We start from the raw sequence: 17,116 nt of genomic DNA on the forward strand, positions 1-17,116 counted from the left end.
TATGCGCGGAAGGTTGTTCTGGAAAATCCTCTTAGGATTTTGGTTTACTTTCGTTGCCATCACCCAGGGCCTTTGGGTGGTATTCGCCTTTTATAATCCGCATGAACCGCCGGAAAGCGGCATAGCACGGCGTTTCGTTAAGTTGCAAATCAACTCGGCCGTCTCGATGCTGCATACCGGTGGAATGCCTGCGCTCAATAACATGATGGCCAACTGGCCGGAGAGCGACCGCAAACTGTTTTCGGTAACGCCTTCACTGCTGCCGGCGCAGGGCAATACCGTGCAGGATCTGGAACCGGGCAAAATCCCCCATGAAGTCGTCGAATTTGTTCAGGGACCGGATGGACAAGGCTATCGCCTGCGTTACGACGTTCAGGGGCTGATGCACGAATACCGGCCACGCCGGCACAGAGATCTGCTGAACATGCCGCCGCCGCTGCTATGGCTGGGCGGCCTGGGTGGATTACTGTTCAGTGCGGTACTGGCATGGAACCTGACCCGGCCGATGCTGCAAATGCGTAAAGCGTTCGGACGGGTGGCGCAGGGTGATTTATCGGTGCGGTTGTTCTCCAGCATGGGGAAACGTCACGACGAGCTTTCTGAAGTGGCGCGTGATTTCGATTCTATGGCCGAACGTTTACAAGTGCTGGTGAAAGCGCGCGAAGAACTGCTGCACGATGTGTCACATGAGCTGCGTTCGCCGCTGGCTCGCTTGCAGCTGGCGATCGGTCTGGCGCGGCAGAATCCGTCGAATGTAGAAACGTCTCTGAGCCGCATAGAGCATGAAGCAGGGCGCCTGGATAAGATGATCGGTGAACTGCTCGCGCTGTCACGAACAGAAAGCAGCGAAATTCCTGATGAAGAATATTTCGATCTGTTCGGGCTGGTCGAAGCGGTGGTCAATGATGCTCGTTATGAAGCGCAGTTACCGGGTGTGGAAATTGCTATGCATCCTGAAACGCCGGATGACGCGGATTACACCGTGAAAGGCAACGCGGAACTGATGCGTCGTGCAGTTGATAATGTGGTACGTAACGCGTTACGTTTCTCAGCCCGCGGGCAAACGATTACCGTTTCGCTGGCGCATTTTGAAGACTTCTTGCAGATTGAAGTGGCCGATCAGGGGCCGGGTGTGGAAGAAGACAAGCTCTCGAGCATCTTTGACCCGTTCGTGCGCGTCAAGTCGCCGTTATCAGGCAAAGGTTACGGTCTGGGGCTGGCAATCACCCGTAAGGTGATGGTGGCGCATGAAGGCAAAGTAGATGCCCGTAATGCCCAGCCGCACGGGCTGGTGATCAGTCTGCAGGTTCCCCACTGGAAGATTCAGTAAAGACTCTCTGAATTCGAGCAATAAAAAACGGCGCTTAAGCGCCGTTTTCTTTATCGCTGAGCGACTTACTTCTTGATGCGGATGATTGGGGTTTCGCCCACAGTCACGCTACCAGTCAGTTTAATCAGCTCTTTGATCTCGTCCATGTTAGAGATGACAACCGGAGTCAGGGTAGACTTCGCTTTCTCTTCCAGCAGAGCCAGATCAAACTCGATAATCAAATCACCTTTCTTCACACGTTGGCCTTCTTCAGCGATGCGTTTGAAGCCTTCGCCTTTCAGTTCCACCGTATCGATACCGAAGTGAACAAACAGTTCAATGCCACTGTCGGATTCGATTGAGAAAGCATGGTTAGTTTCAAAGATTTTACCGATAGTGCCGTCAACCGGAGCAACCATTTTGTTGCCAGTTGGTTTGATTGCAATACCGTCGCCGACGATTTTCTCAGCGAAAACAACGTCTGGCACATCTTCAATGTTGACAATTTCACCAGAGATTGGCGCTACGATTTCAATAGTGCCAACGTCTTTTTTATCATCAGAAACCAATGATTTCAGTTTATCGAACAAACCCATGATCTTCTCCTAAGCATTAATTTGGGCAGCTTTACAGCATCGCGCAATTAGCAGAGTGTTTTTTCTTCAATGAACTTGTTAACCAGGTTCATCAACTCTTGCGCCGTAGGTTGAGCCAGAGCCTCATCTGCCAGCGCTTTCACATCTTCGAAGTTTGTATTGCGAATAATTTTCTTGATGCGTGGAATTGAGATAGCACTCATGCTGAACTCGTCTAATCCCATGCCCAATAGAAGAAGTGTAGCACGTTCGTCACCGGCTAGCTCGCCACACATCCCTGTCCATTTACCGGCAGCATGAGATGCGTCAATAACTTGCTTGATTAAGCCAAGTACAGACGGAGACATTGGGTTGTAAAGATGAGAGATCAGCTCGTTACCGCGATCCACAGCCAAAGTATACTGGGTAAGATCGTTTGTACCAATACTGAAGAAATCGACTTCTTTTGCCAGATGGTGAGCAATCACGGCGGCTGCCGGAGTTTCTACCATCACGCCAACTTCGATAGTTTCATCGAATGCCTGGCCTTTCTCGCGCAGCTGAGCTTTCAGCATCTCGAGTTCTGCTTTCAGTTCACGCACTTCTTCAACAGAAATGATCATCGGGAACATGATGCGCAGTTTGCCGAAAGCAGAAGCACGCAGAATACCTTTCAGCTGGTCGTGAAGAATTTCTTTACGGTCCAGACAGATACGGATTGCACGCCAGCCCAGGAACGGGTTTTCTTCTTTTGGCAGATTCATGTACGGCAGGTCTTTATCACCGCCGATGTCCATGGTACGCACGATAACAGCTTGTGAACCCATCGCTTCAGCAACGGCTTTATAAGCTTGGAATTGCTCTTCTTCGGTAGGCAGGCTGTCACGATCCATGAACAAGAATTCAGTACGATACAGGCCGACACCTTCAGCGCCGTTGCGCTCTGCACCGGCGACGTCGCGCACGGTACCGATGTTGGCGCAAACTTCAACCTGATGACCGTCGAGTGTAATGGCTGGCAAGTCTTTCAGTTTCGTCAGTTCGTCTTTTTCAGAGATGTACTGGTTCTGAACCGCTTTCAGCTCGTCAATAATATCGGCAGTCGGGTTAACGTAGATTTTATTGTTGACGGCATCGAGGATCAGATAGTCATCATTTTTGACTTGTTTGGTCACGTCGCTGGTACCCACGATAGCAGGCAGTTCCAGTGAGCGAGCCATGATTGAGGTGTGAGAAGTACGGCCACCCAAATCAGTAATGAAGCCGAGCACCTTGTTCAGGTTCAGCTGTGCTGTTTCTGAAGGCGTCAGATCGGTCGCAACCAGAATGACTTCATCCTGGATGGAGCTCAGATCGACAATCGCCATGTCCAGAATGTTACGCAGGAGACGCTTACCGATATCACGTACGTCAGCCGCACGTTCTTTCAGGTATTCATCATCAAGCTCTTCCAGGGCTTTCGCCTGGCCTTCAATGACAGAGAAAGCGGCTGCGTCAGCAGATGCATGCTCGTCTTTGATGAGGGCTATGATTTCCTGCTCAAGCTCTTCGTCTTCCAACAACATGATGTGGCCTTCGAAGATGGCTTCTTTCTCTTCACCGAAGGTCTCACCGGCTTTGGTCTTGATCACTTCCAACTGGGCGGACGCTTTCGCACGGCCAGTGAGGAAACGTTCAACTTCCTGATCAACGTGATCGGGAGAGATTTTTTTCCGGTTGATGACAATTTCATCTTCTTTCAACAGAAGTGCTTTGCCGAAAGCGATACCGGGAGATACTAAAATGCCTGAAATCATAACCCTACCTTTCTCTTGACTGGTTTAAACGATATAAGAGCGGCTTGTTGTTACTCGAGCTCTGCCATCAGTTTTACCAAGTGTTCAACGGCTTTCTGCTCGTCTTCACCTTCAGCTGAGAGGGTCACAACGGTACCTTGGGTCAGGCCCAAAGTTTGCAGTTTGAACAGACTTTTAGCACTGGCGCTTTTACCGTTTGAAGTCACGGTAATGTCAGAAGTGAAACCTTTCGCTTCTTTCACGAATTGTGCCGCAGGGCGAGTGTGCAGACCATTTGGTGCAGTGATAGTAACTTCTTGCTGGAACATTGTTGTTTCCCCAACTTATTAAAGTAATGTTGTGGAGCTAAAGTTTAGCGTATTGGCTTCACTTTGGCCTGAGAGATTCGCGCCTGACTATGGTTCAGGGGCTGGTTCTGATGCAACAGAAAAGAGAAAATACCGCACTCTGCGATAAAACTCTTTGCCCTAGATCTAGGCTTTTCTGTTCTCACCCCATTATGCCGTCTTTTTCCCTCATGTAACAAATCGGTAAATCGATTCAGCGGGAGGCGGGATGAAGGCGATTAATTTCGCGCACCGAAATAATTGTCCGGTTAAATACTAAAACTGGCGGGTAAAATCAATGACAGAGTGGTGTAAAGTTTGACGTAGCCCACAAAAAAGCACCCGTTAAGGTGCTTTTTTGAGCGCTTTTAGTGATGTAGCATTATTGTTGCAATTCTTTTTCAGTGAATAAATCAGCAAACAATGCGGTACTCAGATAGCGTTCGCCAGAGGACGGTAAAATCACGACGATGATTTTATCAGCAAATTCCGCTTCTTCGGACAATTTAACCGCAGCGGCTACTGCGGCACCGGAAGAAATCCCGGCCAGAATCCCTTCTTCTTCCATCAGACGCGCGCCATTTGAATGGATTCATCATTTGTGATCAACGTCACACGGTCCAGCAGTTCTAAATCAAGGTTACCCGGAATAAAGCCGGCACCGATACCCTGAATTTTATGCGGGCCCGGTTTCACTTCTTCGCCGTTCAGCGTCTGGGTGATAACAGGGGAGTCCGTCGGCTCGACGGCCACCAGCGTCACGCTGCTTTTTTTGCTTTTCAGATAACGGCCCGTCCCGGTGATGGTACCGCCGGTACCTACGCCCGCGATCAGTACGTCCACGTCACCGTCGGTGTCTTCCCAGATTTCAGGGCCGGTGGTTTGTTCATGGATGGCAGGGTTCGCCGGATTGCTGAACTGCTGAAGAATCAAATAACGTTGCGGATCGCTGGCCTGAATTTCTTCAGCTTTGGCAATCGCGCCTTTCATGCCTTTCGCGCCTTCGGTGAGCACCAGAGTGGCGCCGAGGGCTTTGAGCAGTTTGCGGCGTTCAACGCTCATGGTTTCCGGCATGGTCAGTGTCAGCTTGTAACCACGCGCAGCAGCGACGTACGCCAGCGCGATGCCGGTATTGCCGCTGGTCGGTTCTACCAGTTCGATATCTTTGGTCAGGATGCCGCGTTTTTCGGCATCCCAAATCATGTTGGCACCGATACGGCACTTCACGCTGAAGCTCGGGTTACGCGACTCGACCTTAGCCAGGATGCGACCATTACCGATGCGGTTCAGGCGAACCAGTGGCGTATGGCCGATTGTTAATGAATTGTCTTCATAGATCTTGCTCATAACCCGTCCTTTAACTGTATGAAATATCCACGGTGTGAAGCTTTCAACACTCTGAAATTAGTGGGAATCAGAAAAGCATACGCGAACGGCTTTTCCAGTGAAGTAAGCTTTTGGTATTTGGTATATCGATAGGTTATTAAGAAATAAGTTTGAGAGGCAAAAGTCAAGCTAAGCCAACAGCCGCATAACGCGGCTGTTGCGATAAAAATCATTAAAAACAAGTGCCTGAGGCGCTTATCCTCGTGTCGGGTTAATGTCCAGATTATTTCTGACGTACAGCGAACGGTAGCGGTCGCACCACATCGCCGTTGCGCCACACACCGCCACCGGGAGGATCACCAGATTCAGCACCGGAATCATCGTAAACAGGCTGACCAGCGCGCCGAACTGCATGTTGTCGATTCGGTTTTTACCGAGTGAACGGCGCATGTCGGCAAAACTGACTTTGTGATTATCGAAAGGATAGTCGCAGTATTGGATAACGACCATCCAGGCGCTGAACAGGAACCACAGCACCGGCGCGGCGGTTTGTCCAACCACCGGAATAAAGTACAGCGCAAACAGCACCAGCGCGCGCGGGATGTAATACGCCAGCTTTTGCCATTCGCGTTTCATGATGCGCGGCAGGTCTTTCATGATGTCCCAGATGCCGGTATCCGGCGGCGCTTTTCCGGTCAGCCGCGCTTCGAGCTGTTCTGAGAGTAAGCCGCTAAACGGGGCGGCGATCAGATTGGCAATTGTGCTGAAGAAATAGCTAAATACCAGTACCACAGAAATCACTGCGACCGGCCAGATCAGATAATCCAGCCAGCTTAGCCAGCCGGGCACGCGGCTCATCATCGCCGGGATCCATTCCCCGAGCTTAGTGAACAGCCACCAAAAGGCACCGCCCATCAGAATGACGTTAACCGCGAGGGGTAAAATCACAAAACGTCGTATCCCGGATAAGGAAATGAGCGTCCAGCCCTGTTTGAAATAATGCACGCCGTTGTGGTCTGCGGCGTTTGGCGATGAAGTCATAAAAGAAATTTTCTCTCTGAGTTGAATGACATGGACTATCATATCGGTATGATTTTCCACTGGCTAGCCGCGTATTGGCTGAAAAAGCAGCAAAAAAAGGTGCAACTATGATGTTTCTTACCAGAAAGTAGTGTCCAGACTTGCACTTATCTACGTGGGCAAATAGAGTTAAACATGTATATGTTTGCCGTGGTGGCAATGAATTAGAACAACAGAGATAGCAATGATGCAGGATTTGCGTCTGATATTAATCGTTGTTGGCGCGATCGCCATAATAGCGTTGTTATTGCACGGTTTGTGGACCAGCCGTAAAGAACGCTCTTCGCTGTTTCGCGATCGTCCAGCTAAACGTATGAAAAAAGAACGGGACCCGTCTCCGTCTGACGATTTTGTCGATGGAGTGGGAGAGGTGCGCGTGCGTCCTGCTCATTCTCAGGACGAGCCGACTTTTGGTCAGTACGATGAACCAGAACAGTCTGCACCGCCACGTCAGCCGCAGGCACCCCCTGCGCAGCCAGCGCCTGCTGCACGTCCGCAGCAGCCTGCTCAGCCTCAACATCATGCCGTGCAGGAAGATCCGCTGTTAAGCGGGTATTCTGCTGCTGAACCTGAAACCGGATCCCGCCGCGAACCTGCGGTTGATTTCGCCCCTTCAGCACCAGCGAGACCGCAGACACCGGTTCCTCCGCAGGAAATTCATGCGGACGCAGCACCTGCGGCGAAAGCAGAGCCTCAAACGTCACCGTTTGCCCCTGCTGAGCCAGACGCGCCGGCAGAAAAAGCAAAACTGAAAGAGACGGTTCTGGTTCTGCATGTCGCAGCGCATCAGGGTGGTGTGATCGGCGGTGAAGTGTTGCTTAACAGCGTGCTTCAGTCCGGCTTCCAGTTCGGTGCCATGAATATTTTCCATCGTCACGTCAGCCCTGCGGGCAGTGGCCCTGTGTTGTTTAGTCTGGCAAATATGGTCAAACCAGGTTCCTTCGACCCTGACAATATGTCCGACTTCTCTACGCCGGGGATTACGTTGTTCATGATGGTGCCTTGCTACGGCGATGCGCATCAGAACTTCAAACTGCTGTTACAGTCCGCACAACGCATTGCCGATGATGTCGGTGCAATGGTGCTCGACGATGAGCGTCGTATGATTACGCCGCAGAAGCTCGAAACCTATAAAGCGCGGATCCGTGAGGTCCTCGAGGCGACTGCCTGACTCAGGCAGTTGTGACATCCCCCTTTTCAAGACCCCCGCTTGCGGGGGTTTTTTATCTCCACGGTGAGTCATGGCCACTATCGAACAACAAATCAATCATTTACGCGCTCAGCTGCGCCATCACGAATATCAGTACCACGTTCTTGATGCACCAGAAGTGCCTGATGCCGAATACGATCGTCTGATGCGTGAGCTGCGAGAGCTGGAAACGGCGCACCCTGACCTGGTCACCGCCGATTCCCCGACGCAGCGCGTGGGAGCTGCACCGCTGTCCGAGTTCGGGCAGGTGAAACATCAGGTACCAATGCTTTCGCTGGACAACGTGTTTGATGAAGACAGCTATCTGGCATTCTACAAGCGCGTTCAGGATCGGCTGAAAACCGCTGAGCCGCTGACGTTTTGCTGTGAGCTGAAACTCGATGGTTTAGCCGTGAGCCTGCTGTACGAAAATGGGGAACTGGTGCAGGCCGCGACGCGCGGTGACGGCACGACCGGCGAGAACATTACCGCCAACGTGCGCACCATCCGCGCGATCCCGCTGCGTTTGCAGGGCGACAATATTCCGGCAAGGCTCGAAGTGCGTGGCGAAGTGTTCATGCCGCAGCCGGGCTTTGAAGCGATGAACGAAGAAGCACGCCGTACCGGTGGCAAAGTATTTGCTAATCCGCGAAATGCCGCCGCTGGATCACTGCGACAGCTCGATCCGCGTATCACCGCCAAACGTCCGCTGACCTTCTTCTGCTACGGCATCGGCGTGCTGGATGGCGGTGAATTGCCGCGCAGCCATTATGAACGCCTGCAACAGCTGAAAGCCTGGGGTTTACCGGTCAGCGACCGCGTGCGCGTCTGCACCGGCAGTCAAGACGTGCTCGAATTTTACCGCCAGGTGGAAGCTGACCGTCCTACGCTCGGTTTTGATATCGACGGCGTGGTGGTGAAGATTGATTCGCTGGATATTCAGGAAACGCTGGGCTTCGTGGCGCGTGCGCCGCGCTGGGCGACGGCCTTTAAATTCCCGGCCCAGGAACAAATCACGCAGGTGAAGGACGTTGAGTTTCAGGTTGGCCGTACCGGGGCGATTACGCCGGTGGCGCGTCTGGAGCCGGTGCTGGTCGCCGGTGTGATGGTCAGCAATGCGACCCTGCATAACGCCGATGAAATCGAACGCCTTGGTTTGCGCATTGGCGACACAGTGATTGTCCGCCGTGCCGGTGACGTCATCCCGCAGGTTGTCGGGGTCGTGATGGACGAACGTCCGGAAAATGCCCGCGAAGTGATCTTCCCGACCCATTGTCCGGTGTGTAATTCCGACGTTGAACGCGTGGAAGGCGAAGCGGTGGCCCGCTGTACCGGCGGTCTTATCTGCGGCGCGCAGCGCAAAGAGGCGCTGAAGCATTTTGTTTCCCGCCGTGCGCTGGACGTTGATGGCATGGGCGATAAAATTATCGATCAGCTGGTGGAAAAAGAGTACGTCAAGAATCCGGCCGATCTGTTCCGCCTGACTGCCGGCAAACTCACCGGTCTTGATCGCATGGGGCCGAAGTCCGCACAGAACGTAGTGAATGCGCTGGAAAAAGCCAAAGAAACCACGCTCGCCCGTTTCCTGTATGCGCTCGGTATTCGCGAAGTGGGCGAAGCGACGGCGGCTAATCTGGCGGCGCATTACGGTTCTGTGGAGGCGCTGAAAGCGGCGGATATTGATTCCCTGAAAGCCGTGCCGGATGTCGGTGACGTGGTGGCGAAGCACGTGGTGAATTTCCTGTCGGAAGAGCATAACCAGCAGGTGATCGACGAGCTTCTCAGCCCGGAAATCAACATTCACTGGCCCGCAGTGCAAGTGATTGTACCGGAAGAGATCGACAGCCCGTTCTCCGGTAAAACCGTGGTGCTGACCGGTTCTCTGTCTGTCCTGTCGCGCGATGAAGCCAAAGACCGCCTGACGGCGCTGGGCGCGAAAGTCTCCGGCAGCGTATCGAAGAAAACCGATCTGGTGATAGCCGGAGAAGCGGCCGGATCCAAACTGGCGAAAGCGCAGGAGCTGGGGATTGCCGTTATCGACGAAGCGGAGATGATCCGCCTGCTGGGTGAATAAGCGATGGAAAAAGAAGATCTGATCCAAATCGCCAACATGGTGATGCCGTTTGGCAAATATGCCGGGCGGGTGCTGATTGACCTGCCTGAAGAGTATTTGCTGTGGTTCGCCCGCAAAGACGAATTTCCGCAGGGAAAACTCGGTGAACTGATGCAACTGACGCTGACCATCAAAAGCGAAGGGCTGCAAAGTCTGATTAATCCACTGCGTCGCAACGGGCCGGGTTCAGGCGGCACTGACGATTAACGTCAGACCTCATAACGAAAAAAGGCGCTGATGTCAGCGCCTTTCTTGTTCCTATGACTCTGTCACCGGCACTTTTTTCAGCGCCATGTCCTGCTGTTTCTTCTGATACCTTTTCGCCAGCACCGCGCAGGTCATCAGCTGAACCTGATGGAAGATCATCAGCGGCAGCACCATCATGCCAATCGCACTGACCGGGAACAAAATGTTGGCCATCGGAATGCCGTTCGCCAGACTTTTCTTCGAGCCGCAGAACACAATGGTGATTTCATCCGGTTTGCTGAACCCCATCCAGCGCGCCATGTATGTATTGATCACCAGAATCAGCGCCAGCAGAACCAGACTGACCACCACGATAAACAGCAGCGATCCGATGCCCACCTGATGCCAGATCCCCTGCGTGACGGCTTCGCTGAATGCCGAATACACCACCAGCAAAATGGACGTCTGGTCGGTTTTGCCGATCATTTTGCGGTGACGCTCTACAAAACCGCCAATCAGAGGCCGCAGAAGATGCCCGGCAATAAACGGTACCAGCAGTTGCAGGACGATGTGCCCGACCTGTTCCAGACCGTTTCCGGTTGTACCCTGGACGTGCATCAGCAGGCTGACCAGCAGAGGTGATACAAAAATCCCTAACAGGCTTGAGGCCGAGGCGCTGCACACCGCCGCCGCGACGTTCCCGCCCGCCAGCGACGTGAAGGCGATCGCCGATTGTACGGTCGCAGGCAGAATACACAGATAGACGAACCCGCTGTAAATCTGCGGGCTGACGTCCACCGGATGCCACCACTGAAACAGCAGGCCGAGGACCGGGAACAAAATGAAGGTGCTGAACATCACCCACAGGTGCAGTCGCCAGTTATTACTGCCCTGAAAAATCGCCTCGCGGGAAAGCTTGGCGCCGTGCATAAAAAACAGCAGGCCGATGGCGAAAATGGTCAGATTGTTGAAAAACGCAACGAACATGCCGCTGGCCGGGAAAAATGTCGCCAGTAGCACGGTGGCAATCAGCGTCAGGGTGAAGCGATCGGGTAAGAAGCGCATGGGGATATCTCATATTTATAATCTTATCGTGAGCGCTATTCTGAGCGACTGCGATACAATTAAAAAATTGATTTATTTAATCCATTGATGTGGAAAATTCATGAATTATTCCCTCAGACAGCTTCGCGTGTTTGTCGCCGTTTCGCGCCACGGCAGCTTCAGCCGGGCGGGCGAGGCCATTGGCCTGAGTCAGTCGGCGGTCAGCCACAGCATGAAAGAGCTGGAAATGGAAATGGGCGTACGGCTGCTCGATCGCACCACGCGCGAAGTGGCACTGACCGACGCTGGACGTCGTCTGGCAAATCGCGTGGAACCGCTGCTGGATGAGTTGCACGCCATGCTGCTCGATACCCGCAGTTTCGGTACGCAGCACAATGGCCGCGTGCGGATTGCGTCCAGCCAGACCATTTCTGCCCAACTGATGCCGCAATGCATCGCCAGCGGAGAGCGGCTTTATCCTGATATCCGCATTTTATTGCGCGATCAGGCGCAGCAGCTGGTACTCAACAGCGTGCGTAATGCCGAAGTGGATTTCGGCATTGTGATTGACCCCGGCGAAAATACCGATCTCGACTGCGAGCCGGTATTGCATGAGCCTTTTTTGCTGATGTGCCGGGAAGATCATCCGTTCGCCAGCCAGACGTCGGTGAAGTGGCAGGCGCTGAACGGTTGCCGGCTGGTATTGCAGGATTACGCATCGGGCAGCCGCATCCTGATTGATAACGCGCTGAAATCTCAGGGCGTGAAGGCAGAAATCGCCCAGGAAATCGGACATACCGCCACCTTATTTCCGATGGTGGAAGCGGGGATTGGCATCAGCGTATTTCCGGCGCTGGCGTTGCCGGTACCGCAAGGCAGCAGGCTGGCAATCAGGCCGCTGGAACCTGAAATCAACCGCGTGCTGATGCTGGCAAAGCGCAAGAACCGGTCGCTTTCGCCCGCCGCGCAGGCCATCTGGCAGGTAGTGAAAGATCAGGCGCTAATACTGAGTGAAAAACGCAGCCAGCAGGGTGTGTTCAAACCCTGACACCATGCCGGCTGTTTCATGCCGGACGTTGGTTAGACGTAAATATCAATCGCATTGGTGTCGGTCGGCTTGTTGACGCCTTCCTCTTTTTTGATGTCAGTGGCTGCTTCGGCTTTTTGCTGCTGTTCCAGCGCTTTTTCCGCCTGCTGCTGCTGAATCTGTGCGATCTGTTGTTGCAGCATTTCGATCTGTTGCTGCAACAGTTCCTGCTGTTGTTTCACGTCTTCAGAATCGCCGCCTGAGCTGCTCAGATTCTTAACCTGTTCGGTCAGTTTCTGGATCTGTTTAGTCAACTGTGCAATCTGACTGCTGCTGCCCGCATCACTGCTTGAAGACGAACTCACTGCACTGCCGGTGGCACTGATAGTGCTCATAATAGCCTCGCTTAGTGTGAATAAAATTTTGCACGTAAAGGTGCTTAAGCGTTATCGGCGGCGTTTGGCCCGGCTTTATTGGTTTTGCATATTCCTTACAGTGTTAACGCATTTCTTGTACTTCAAGCTTTGGCCACAGCCTCAGCCAGCCTTTGGTGCTGACGCGTTCGGCAAATACCGCCGGGATAGCGTGGCGCGGATTAGGCGTGATCGTTAAGTGGAATAAACTCTCCAGTCCGAGCGGGGCGTTCAGTTCAACCTGACCGTCAGCATTCATTCGCGCGCCAATCGCCGTTTCCACTTCTACCCAGTAACTGATGGCCTGCGCGCTGGAAGCGTAAGGCGCGTGGCCGTGACGTTCATGCATACGCGCCTGATTTTTCACTGACCACGGCAGCTCAGGCGCGGCTGCGCGCAAACGCTGCTCTAAACGCTCATCCGCTTCCACTGAACGGTCCTCAGGATTGAAATACACTACGTCGATATCGTTGAGCGGCGTGACGCGCGGGTAGCCGTGCAGCCGGTCCCACACCAGATTGCGTACAAAACCCGCCGCCAGCCAGCCATCGTTCAGCCCCAGTTTTTGCACTTCCATCAGCGCCCGCACATGCAGCGGTTCTTCGCTGAGCCAGGTGATAATTTGCTGCTCCCTCTCTTTCACACGCGCTTCTCCACAGGAATGGGATCTCATTGTAGCCAAATTTGATGACAGCGCGGCAACGCACCGTTTCGGATTTTGCTGCAATCCGGACGCGCCAAAATGAAGCAAACCGGCCAGCGGAAGCCTGTCCGGCCGCGTTAATGCTGGATCGGTTAAGTGGTACAGCCTTTGCAGGATGAATTATGCCGCAGAAAAATCGGGCAGAACGGCGGCCTTTCTCTTCCAACAAAAATTGAGTTATCACCGGGCAGGGGATCACACATGCATACCACGAAAGTCACTCCCGTTTTAAAGCGGACGCTGGGCAGTTTTAAACTGTGGGGCATTGCCGTCGGACTGGTTATTTCCGGCGAGTATTTTGGCTGGAGCTATGGTTGGGCGCAGGCCGGCACGCTGGGTTTTCTTATCACCGCGCTGGTGATTGCCGCCATGTACTGCGCCTTTATTTTCAGCTTTACCGAACTCACCACGTCGATTCCTCATGCAGGCGGTCCTTTTGCCTACGCCTATCGAGCCTTCGGGCCGACGGGGGGATTCGTCGCCGGATTCGCCACGCTGGTGGAATTTGTTTTTGCGCCACCGGCGATTGCGATGGCTATCGGTGCCTATCTCAACGTGCAGTTTCCTTCCATCGAACCGAAATGGGTAGCGGTCGGCGCGTACATTGTTTTCATGGTACTGAATATTCTCGGCGTCAGCATTGCCGCGACGTTTGAACTACTGGTGACGCTGCTGGCGATTTTTGAACTGCTGGTGTTTATGGGCGTGGTTGCACCGGGCTTCCAGATGTCGAACTTCATGCACGGCGGCTGGGCGGGCAGCGATACGTTCAGCCCGGCGGCGTTCTCCGGCATCTTTGCGGCGATCCCTTTTGCCATCTGGTTCTTCCTGGCAATCGAAGGCGCATCAATGGCCGCTGAGGAAGCCAAAGATCCGCAGCGCACCATTCCGAAAGCCTTTATCGGCGGGATCCTGACGCTCACCGTACTGGCGCTGGGCGTGATGCTGTTTGCCGGAGGTGTGGGCGACTGGACCAAATTGTCGAATATCAACGATCCGTTACCACAGGCCATGAAACTGATTGTCGGCAGCAACAGCGGCTGGCTGCATATGCTGGTGTGGCTGGGGTTATTCGGGCTCATTGCGTCTTTCCACGGCATTATCATGGGCTATTCCCGTCAGATATTTGCGCTGGCGCGCGCCGGGTATCTGCCCAAACGGCTGGCGACGGTGAATGCACGTTTCCAGACTCCGCATCTGGGCATTATCGCCGGTGGCGTGGTAGGGATTGCGGCCATTTTCTCGGATTCGCTGATTGTGATTGGCGGGCAGCCGCTGACCGCGAATATCGTGACCATGTCGGTGTTTGGTGCGATTGTGATGTACATCATTTCGATGGCTGCGCTGTTCAAACTGCGGCGCAGCGAGCCGAACCTGATCCGGCCATTCCGCGCGCCGCTCTATCCTTTTGCACCGGCGCTGGCTCTGGTGTTGGCGGTGGTGTGTCTGGGGGCTATGATCTATTACAACACTCTGCTGTTTTTGATCTTCGCCGCCATGATGTTGCTGGCCTACGCCTGGTTCCTGCTGACACATCAGGCGCGCACGGACGCGGCGGAAGACCCGCAGTTACGTGGATTGCGACCGGCATCTGCCAAAATCGGCAAATAACCCGATTCGCTAAGGAGCGTTATGTTTCAGACCACATTGAGCCATCGCAGCTACCGGTTTAAAGATTTACGCGAGCTGATGGCAAAAGCGTCTCCCGCGAGGTCGGGGGATTATCTTGCTGAAGTGGCGGCGACCAGCGCGGAAGAGCGGATGGCGGCAAAAATGGCGCTGGCCGACGTCCCGCTGAAAACCTTCCTGCAACAGTTGCTGGTGCCGTATGAAGATGATGAAGTCACGCGGCTGATTATCGATACCCACGACGTCACGGCGTTTGCCGCGATTTCACATCTCACCGTGGGAGATTTTCGCGACTGGCTACTGAGCGAAAAAACCGACAGCGCCGTGCTTGCGGCGGTTGCGTGGGGGATTACTCCGGAAATGGCGGCGGCGGTCAGTAAGCTGATGCGCAATCAGGATCTGATTCTGGTCGCTAAAAAATGCCGGGTGATCACTAAATTTCGCAATACCATCGGGTTGCCGGGGCACATGAGCGTGCGTCTGCAACCGAATCATCCGACTGACAATTTGCAGGGCATCGCCGCCAGTATGCTCGACGGGCTACTTTATGGCTCAGGCGATGCGGTCATCGGCATCAATCCGGCCAGCGACAGCCTGCCGCTGCTGGAAAATCTCAATTACATGCTCGATGACATTATCACGCGCTTTGAAATTCCCACGCAGTCCTGCGTGCTGACTCACGTCACCAACACCATCAAATTGGTGGAACGCGGTGCGCCGGTCGATCTGGTGTTTCAGTCGATTGCAGGAACGGAGGCCGCCAATAGCGGGTTCGGCATCAATCTTGCGCTGCTCGAAGAGGCGCAACAGGCGGCGCTGAGCCTGAAACGCGGGACGCTTGGCGATAACGTGATGTATTTCGAAACCGGGCAGGGGAGCTGTCTGTCTGCCAATGCGCATTTCGGTGTCGATCAGCAAACCTGTGAAGCGCGGGCTTACGCCATCGCCCGACGATTCTCGCCGTTGCTGATCAATACGGTGGTCGGCTTTATCGGGCCGGAATATCTCTATGACGGCAAGCAAATCATCCGCGCCGGGCTGGAGGACCATTTCTGCGGAAAACTGCTGGGCGTGCCGCTGGGCTGCGATGTGTGCTACACCAACCATGCCGAAGCCGATCAGGATGATATGGATACGCTGCTGACGCTGCTGGGCACCGCCGGGCTGACGTTCCTGATTGGTGTGCCGGGCGCGGATGACATCATGCTGAACTATCAGAGCACGTCGTTCCACGACGCGTTGTATATCCGTGAGTTGCTGGGGCTTAAACACGCGCCGGAATTTGCCGTCTGGCTGGAGAAAATGAAGATTATTGATCCGCAGGGTGCTTTGCAAGATACCCGCGCGTCACATCCGTTACTGCGCCAGTTGCCGCAACTAAGCTGAGGAAAGCCTGTGACCGATAAAGACAAAGGGCTGTCGCCGCTGGTCCACAACAATCCGTGGGAAACGCTGCGGCAGTTTACCGCGGCGCGCATTGCGCTGGGGCGAACCGGTTCAAGTCTGCCGACCGATGAACTGCTGCGTTTCGGATTAGCCCATGCGCAGGCGCGTGACGCTGTGCATCAGCCTTTCGACAGTGATGCACTGGAAACCGAACTTCATCAAATGGGGCTGGAAACGCTGACCGTCGCCAGTGCTGCGCCAGACAGGGCAACGTACCTGTGCCGTCCGGATCTGGGGCGCAAACTCTCTGAGGAAAGTCGCGAGTCGTTGCAAAGTCGCGCACGGGAGGCGTCAGATATCGTGCTGGTCGTCGCTGACGGATTATCTTCCAAAGCCGTTCATCGACAGGCCGTGCCGCTGATTAACGCGCTGCTGCCGTATTTAAGGACGCTGGAACTGACGTTAGGACCGGTGGTTCTGGCGCATCAGTCTCGGGTGGCGCTGGGGGATGATATTGCGCAGGTGATGAAAGCAAAGGCGGTGGCGATTTTGATCGGCGAACGTCCGGGATTGTCTTCACCCGACAGTTTAGGTATCTACATGACCTGGGGGCCGCATACCAAAAGGCTGGAGTCGGAGCGCAATTGTATTTCGAACGTTCGCCCGGAAGGGCTGGACTACCCGCAGGCTGCTTTTAAGCTCGCCTGGTTGTTGGAACAATCTTTCCACCGCCAGCTGTCCGGTGTGAATCTGAAAGACGAAAGTGATAATCCGGCGCTGCACAATAAAGTGGTGCCGACGTTTACGCTGGGGTAGGGGATGAGGAATATGCTCGAACCAGCAACGGGTTCGCCTCCATCACGGATTGACTCCGGATTTTACATACGAAAAAAGCACCAAAAGGCGCTTTTCTCTCTTCTTTATAAATAAAGAGTGGTGGGCCGTGCTGGATTTCACATACGAAAAAAGCGCCAAAAGGCGCTTTTCTCTGAATTGGTGGGCCGTGCTGGATTC

16 protein-coding genes and 1 pseudogene are annotated in these 17,116 nt (G+C 53.9%); 8 read left to right on the forward strand and 9 right to left on the reverse strand.

The genetic code is table 11. The features are described 5' to 3' along the window. The first annotated feature begins 1 nt into the window (after position 1). Entirely contained in the window at positions 2-1,330 is a 1,329-nt protein-coding gene (locus tag TU92_RS05185; protein WP_112164966.1) for a HAMP domain-containing sensor histidine kinase, read from the forward strand. A 65-nt stretch (positions 1,331-1,395) separates the two neighbouring features. On the opposite strand, the gene crr is transcribed toward TU92_RS05185, so the two are convergent. The 5 genes and pseudogenes from crr to cysZ form a co-directional block, all read right to left on the reverse strand. Then, complete coding sequence (gene crr / locus TU92_RS05190; RefSeq protein WP_056774079.1) at positions 1,396-1,905, reverse strand: PTS glucose transporter subunit IIA; 510 nt, start codon at positions 1,903-1,905, stop codon at positions 1,396-1,398. A 47-nt stretch (positions 1,906-1,952) separates the two neighbouring features. Beyond that, positions 1,953-3,680, reverse strand: coding sequence for a phosphoenolpyruvate-protein phosphotransferase PtsI (gene ptsI / locus TU92_RS05195; RefSeq protein WP_112164969.1), 1,728 nt, complete (start codon positions 3,678-3,680; stop codon positions 1,953-1,955). Positions 3,681-3,730: 50 nt separating this feature from the next. Next, the gene (gene ptsH, locus TU92_RS05200) at positions 3,731-3,988 is read right to left on the reverse strand and encodes a phosphocarrier protein Hpr (protein ID WP_003038086.1); all 258 of its coding nucleotides are present in this window, start codon (positions 3,986-3,988) and stop codon (positions 3,731-3,733) included. 400 nt (positions 3,989-4,388) lie between these two features. Then, positions 4,389-5,353, reverse strand: a pseudogene (cysK, locus tag TU92_RS05205) (cysteine synthase A). Between the two features lie 234 nt (positions 5,354-5,587). Then, positions 5,588-6,373 (reverse strand): sulfate transporter CysZ, encoded by a 786-nt coding sequence (gene cysZ, locus TU92_RS05215; protein ID WP_112164973.1) that lies wholly within the window; start codon positions 6,371-6,373, stop codon positions 5,588-5,590. 223 nt (positions 6,374-6,596) lie between these two features. Between cysZ and zipA the strand changes: the two genes are divergently transcribed. From zipA to TU92_RS05230, 3 genes are all read left to right on the forward strand, one after another. After that, positions 6,597-7,583, forward strand: a complete 987-nt coding sequence (gene zipA / locus TU92_RS05220) for a cell division protein ZipA (protein ID WP_112164975.1) — start codon at positions 6,597-6,599, stop codon at positions 7,581-7,583. A gap of 70 nt (positions 7,584-7,653) precedes the next feature. After that, positions 7,654-9,675 (forward strand): NAD-dependent DNA ligase LigA, encoded by a 2,022-nt coding sequence (ligA, locus tag TU92_RS05225; protein ID WP_112164977.1) that lies wholly within the window; start codon positions 7,654-7,656, stop codon positions 9,673-9,675. Between the two features lie 3 nt (positions 9,676-9,678). Beyond that, positions 9,679-9,921: a DUF3820 family protein gene (locus TU92_RS05230; RefSeq protein WP_112164979.1), complete on the forward strand. Its 243-nt coding sequence runs from the start codon at positions 9,679-9,681 to the stop codon at positions 9,919-9,921. Positions 9,922-9,972: 51 nt separating this feature from the next. Here the strand turns inward: TU92_RS05230 and TU92_RS05235 are convergent, their stop codons facing one another. Then, entirely contained in the window at positions 9,973-10,965 is a 993-nt protein-coding gene (locus tag TU92_RS05235) for a bile acid:sodium symporter family protein (RefSeq protein ID WP_112164981.1), read from the reverse strand. 100 nt (positions 10,966-11,065) lie between these two features. Between TU92_RS05235 and TU92_RS05240 the strand changes: the two genes are divergently transcribed. Then, complete coding sequence (locus TU92_RS05240) at positions 11,066-11,992, forward strand: LysR family transcriptional regulator (RefSeq protein WP_112164983.1); 927 nt, start codon at positions 11,066-11,068, stop codon at positions 11,990-11,992. A gap of 32 nt (positions 11,993-12,024) precedes the next feature. Here the strand turns inward: TU92_RS05240 and TU92_RS05245 are convergent, their stop codons facing one another. Beyond that, a complete protein-coding gene (locus TU92_RS05245; protein ID WP_112164985.1) occupies positions 12,025-12,366 on the reverse strand; it encodes a FlxA-like family protein in 342 nt (113 codons plus the stop codon). Between the two features lie 103 nt (positions 12,367-12,469). Beyond that, positions 12,470-13,027 carry a nucleotidyltransferase family protein gene (locus tag TU92_RS05250; protein ID WP_244207699.1) on the reverse strand — a complete coding sequence of 186 codons (558 nt, stop codon included), beginning with the start codon at positions 13,025-13,027 and terminating at the stop codon, positions 12,470-12,472. Between the two features lie 261 nt (positions 13,028-13,288). On the opposite strand from TU92_RS05250, the gene eat reads away from it, so the two are divergent. From eat to eutC, 3 genes are read left to right on the forward strand one after another with little or no spacing between them, the layout of a single operon-like run. After that, positions 13,289-14,698 carry an ethanolamine permease gene (eat, locus tag TU92_RS05255; protein WP_112164989.1) on the forward strand — a complete coding sequence of 470 codons (1,410 nt, stop codon included), beginning with the start codon at positions 13,289-13,291 and terminating at the stop codon, positions 14,696-14,698. A 21-nt stretch (positions 14,699-14,719) separates the two neighbouring features. Beyond that, entirely contained in the window at positions 14,720-16,102 is a 1,383-nt protein-coding gene (locus TU92_RS05260) for an ethanolamine ammonia-lyase subunit EutB (RefSeq protein ID WP_112164991.1), read from the forward strand. Between the two features lie 30 nt (positions 16,103-16,132). After that, on the forward strand, positions 16,133-16,918 hold the full coding sequence (gene eutC / locus TU92_RS05265) for an ethanolamine ammonia-lyase subunit EutC (RefSeq protein WP_112165007.1): 786 nt from the start codon (positions 16,133-16,135) through the stop codon (positions 16,916-16,918). Here eutC and TU92_RS22350 read toward each other — a convergent pair. After that, the coding region (locus tag TU92_RS22350) for a hypothetical protein (protein WP_211182591.1) at positions 16,905-17,116 on the reverse strand (212 nt) is incomplete at its 5' end. The genes eutC and TU92_RS22350 overlap by 14 nt on opposite strands.

This window comes from Rahnella inusitata, assembly GCF_003263515.1.
GTDB lineage: Bacteria > Pseudomonadota > Gammaproteobacteria > Enterobacterales > Enterobacteriaceae > Rahnella > Rahnella inusitata.

Excerpts from the sequence above, each read along its gene's own strand:
- TU92_RS05185 (WP_112164966.1), top strand. The coding sequence starts at position 2 with ATGCGCGGAAGGTTGTTCTGGAAAATCCTCTTAGGATTTTGGTTTACT.
- crr (WP_056774079.1), bottom strand. The coding sequence starts at position 1,905 with ATGGGTTTGTTCGATAAACTGAAATCATTGGTTTCTGATGATAAAAAA.
- ptsI (WP_112164969.1), bottom strand. The coding sequence starts at position 3,680 with ATGATTTCAGGCATTTTAGTATCTCCCGGTATCGCTTTCGGCAAAGCA.
- ptsH (WP_003038086.1), bottom strand. The coding sequence starts at position 3,988 with ATGTTCCAGCAAGAAGTTACTATCACTGCACCAAATGGTCTGCACACT.
- cysZ (WP_112164973.1), bottom strand. The coding sequence starts at position 6,373 with ATGACTTCATCGCCAAACGCCGCAGACCACAACGGCGTGCATTATTTC.
- zipA (WP_112164975.1), top strand. The coding sequence starts at position 6,597 with ATGATGCAGGATTTGCGTCTGATATTAATCGTTGTTGGCGCGATCGCC.
- ligA (WP_112164977.1), top strand. The coding sequence starts at position 7,654 with ATGGCCACTATCGAACAACAAATCAATCATTTACGCGCTCAGCTGCGC.
- TU92_RS05230 (WP_112164979.1), top strand. The coding sequence starts at position 9,679 with ATGGAAAAAGAAGATCTGATCCAAATCGCCAACATGGTGATGCCGTTT.
- TU92_RS05235 (WP_112164981.1), bottom strand. The coding sequence starts at position 10,965 with ATGCGCTTCTTACCCGATCGCTTCACCCTGACGCTGATTGCCACCGTG.
- TU92_RS05240 (WP_112164983.1), top strand. The coding sequence starts at position 11,066 with ATGAATTATTCCCTCAGACAGCTTCGCGTGTTTGTCGCCGTTTCGCGC.
- TU92_RS05245 (WP_112164985.1), bottom strand. The coding sequence starts at position 12,366 with ATGAGCACTATCAGTGCCACCGGCAGTGCAGTGAGTTCGTCTTCAAGC.
- eat (WP_112164989.1), top strand. The coding sequence starts at position 13,289 with ATGCATACCACGAAAGTCACTCCCGTTTTAAAGCGGACGCTGGGCAGT.
- TU92_RS05260 (WP_112164991.1), top strand. The coding sequence starts at position 14,720 with ATGTTTCAGACCACATTGAGCCATCGCAGCTACCGGTTTAAAGATTTA.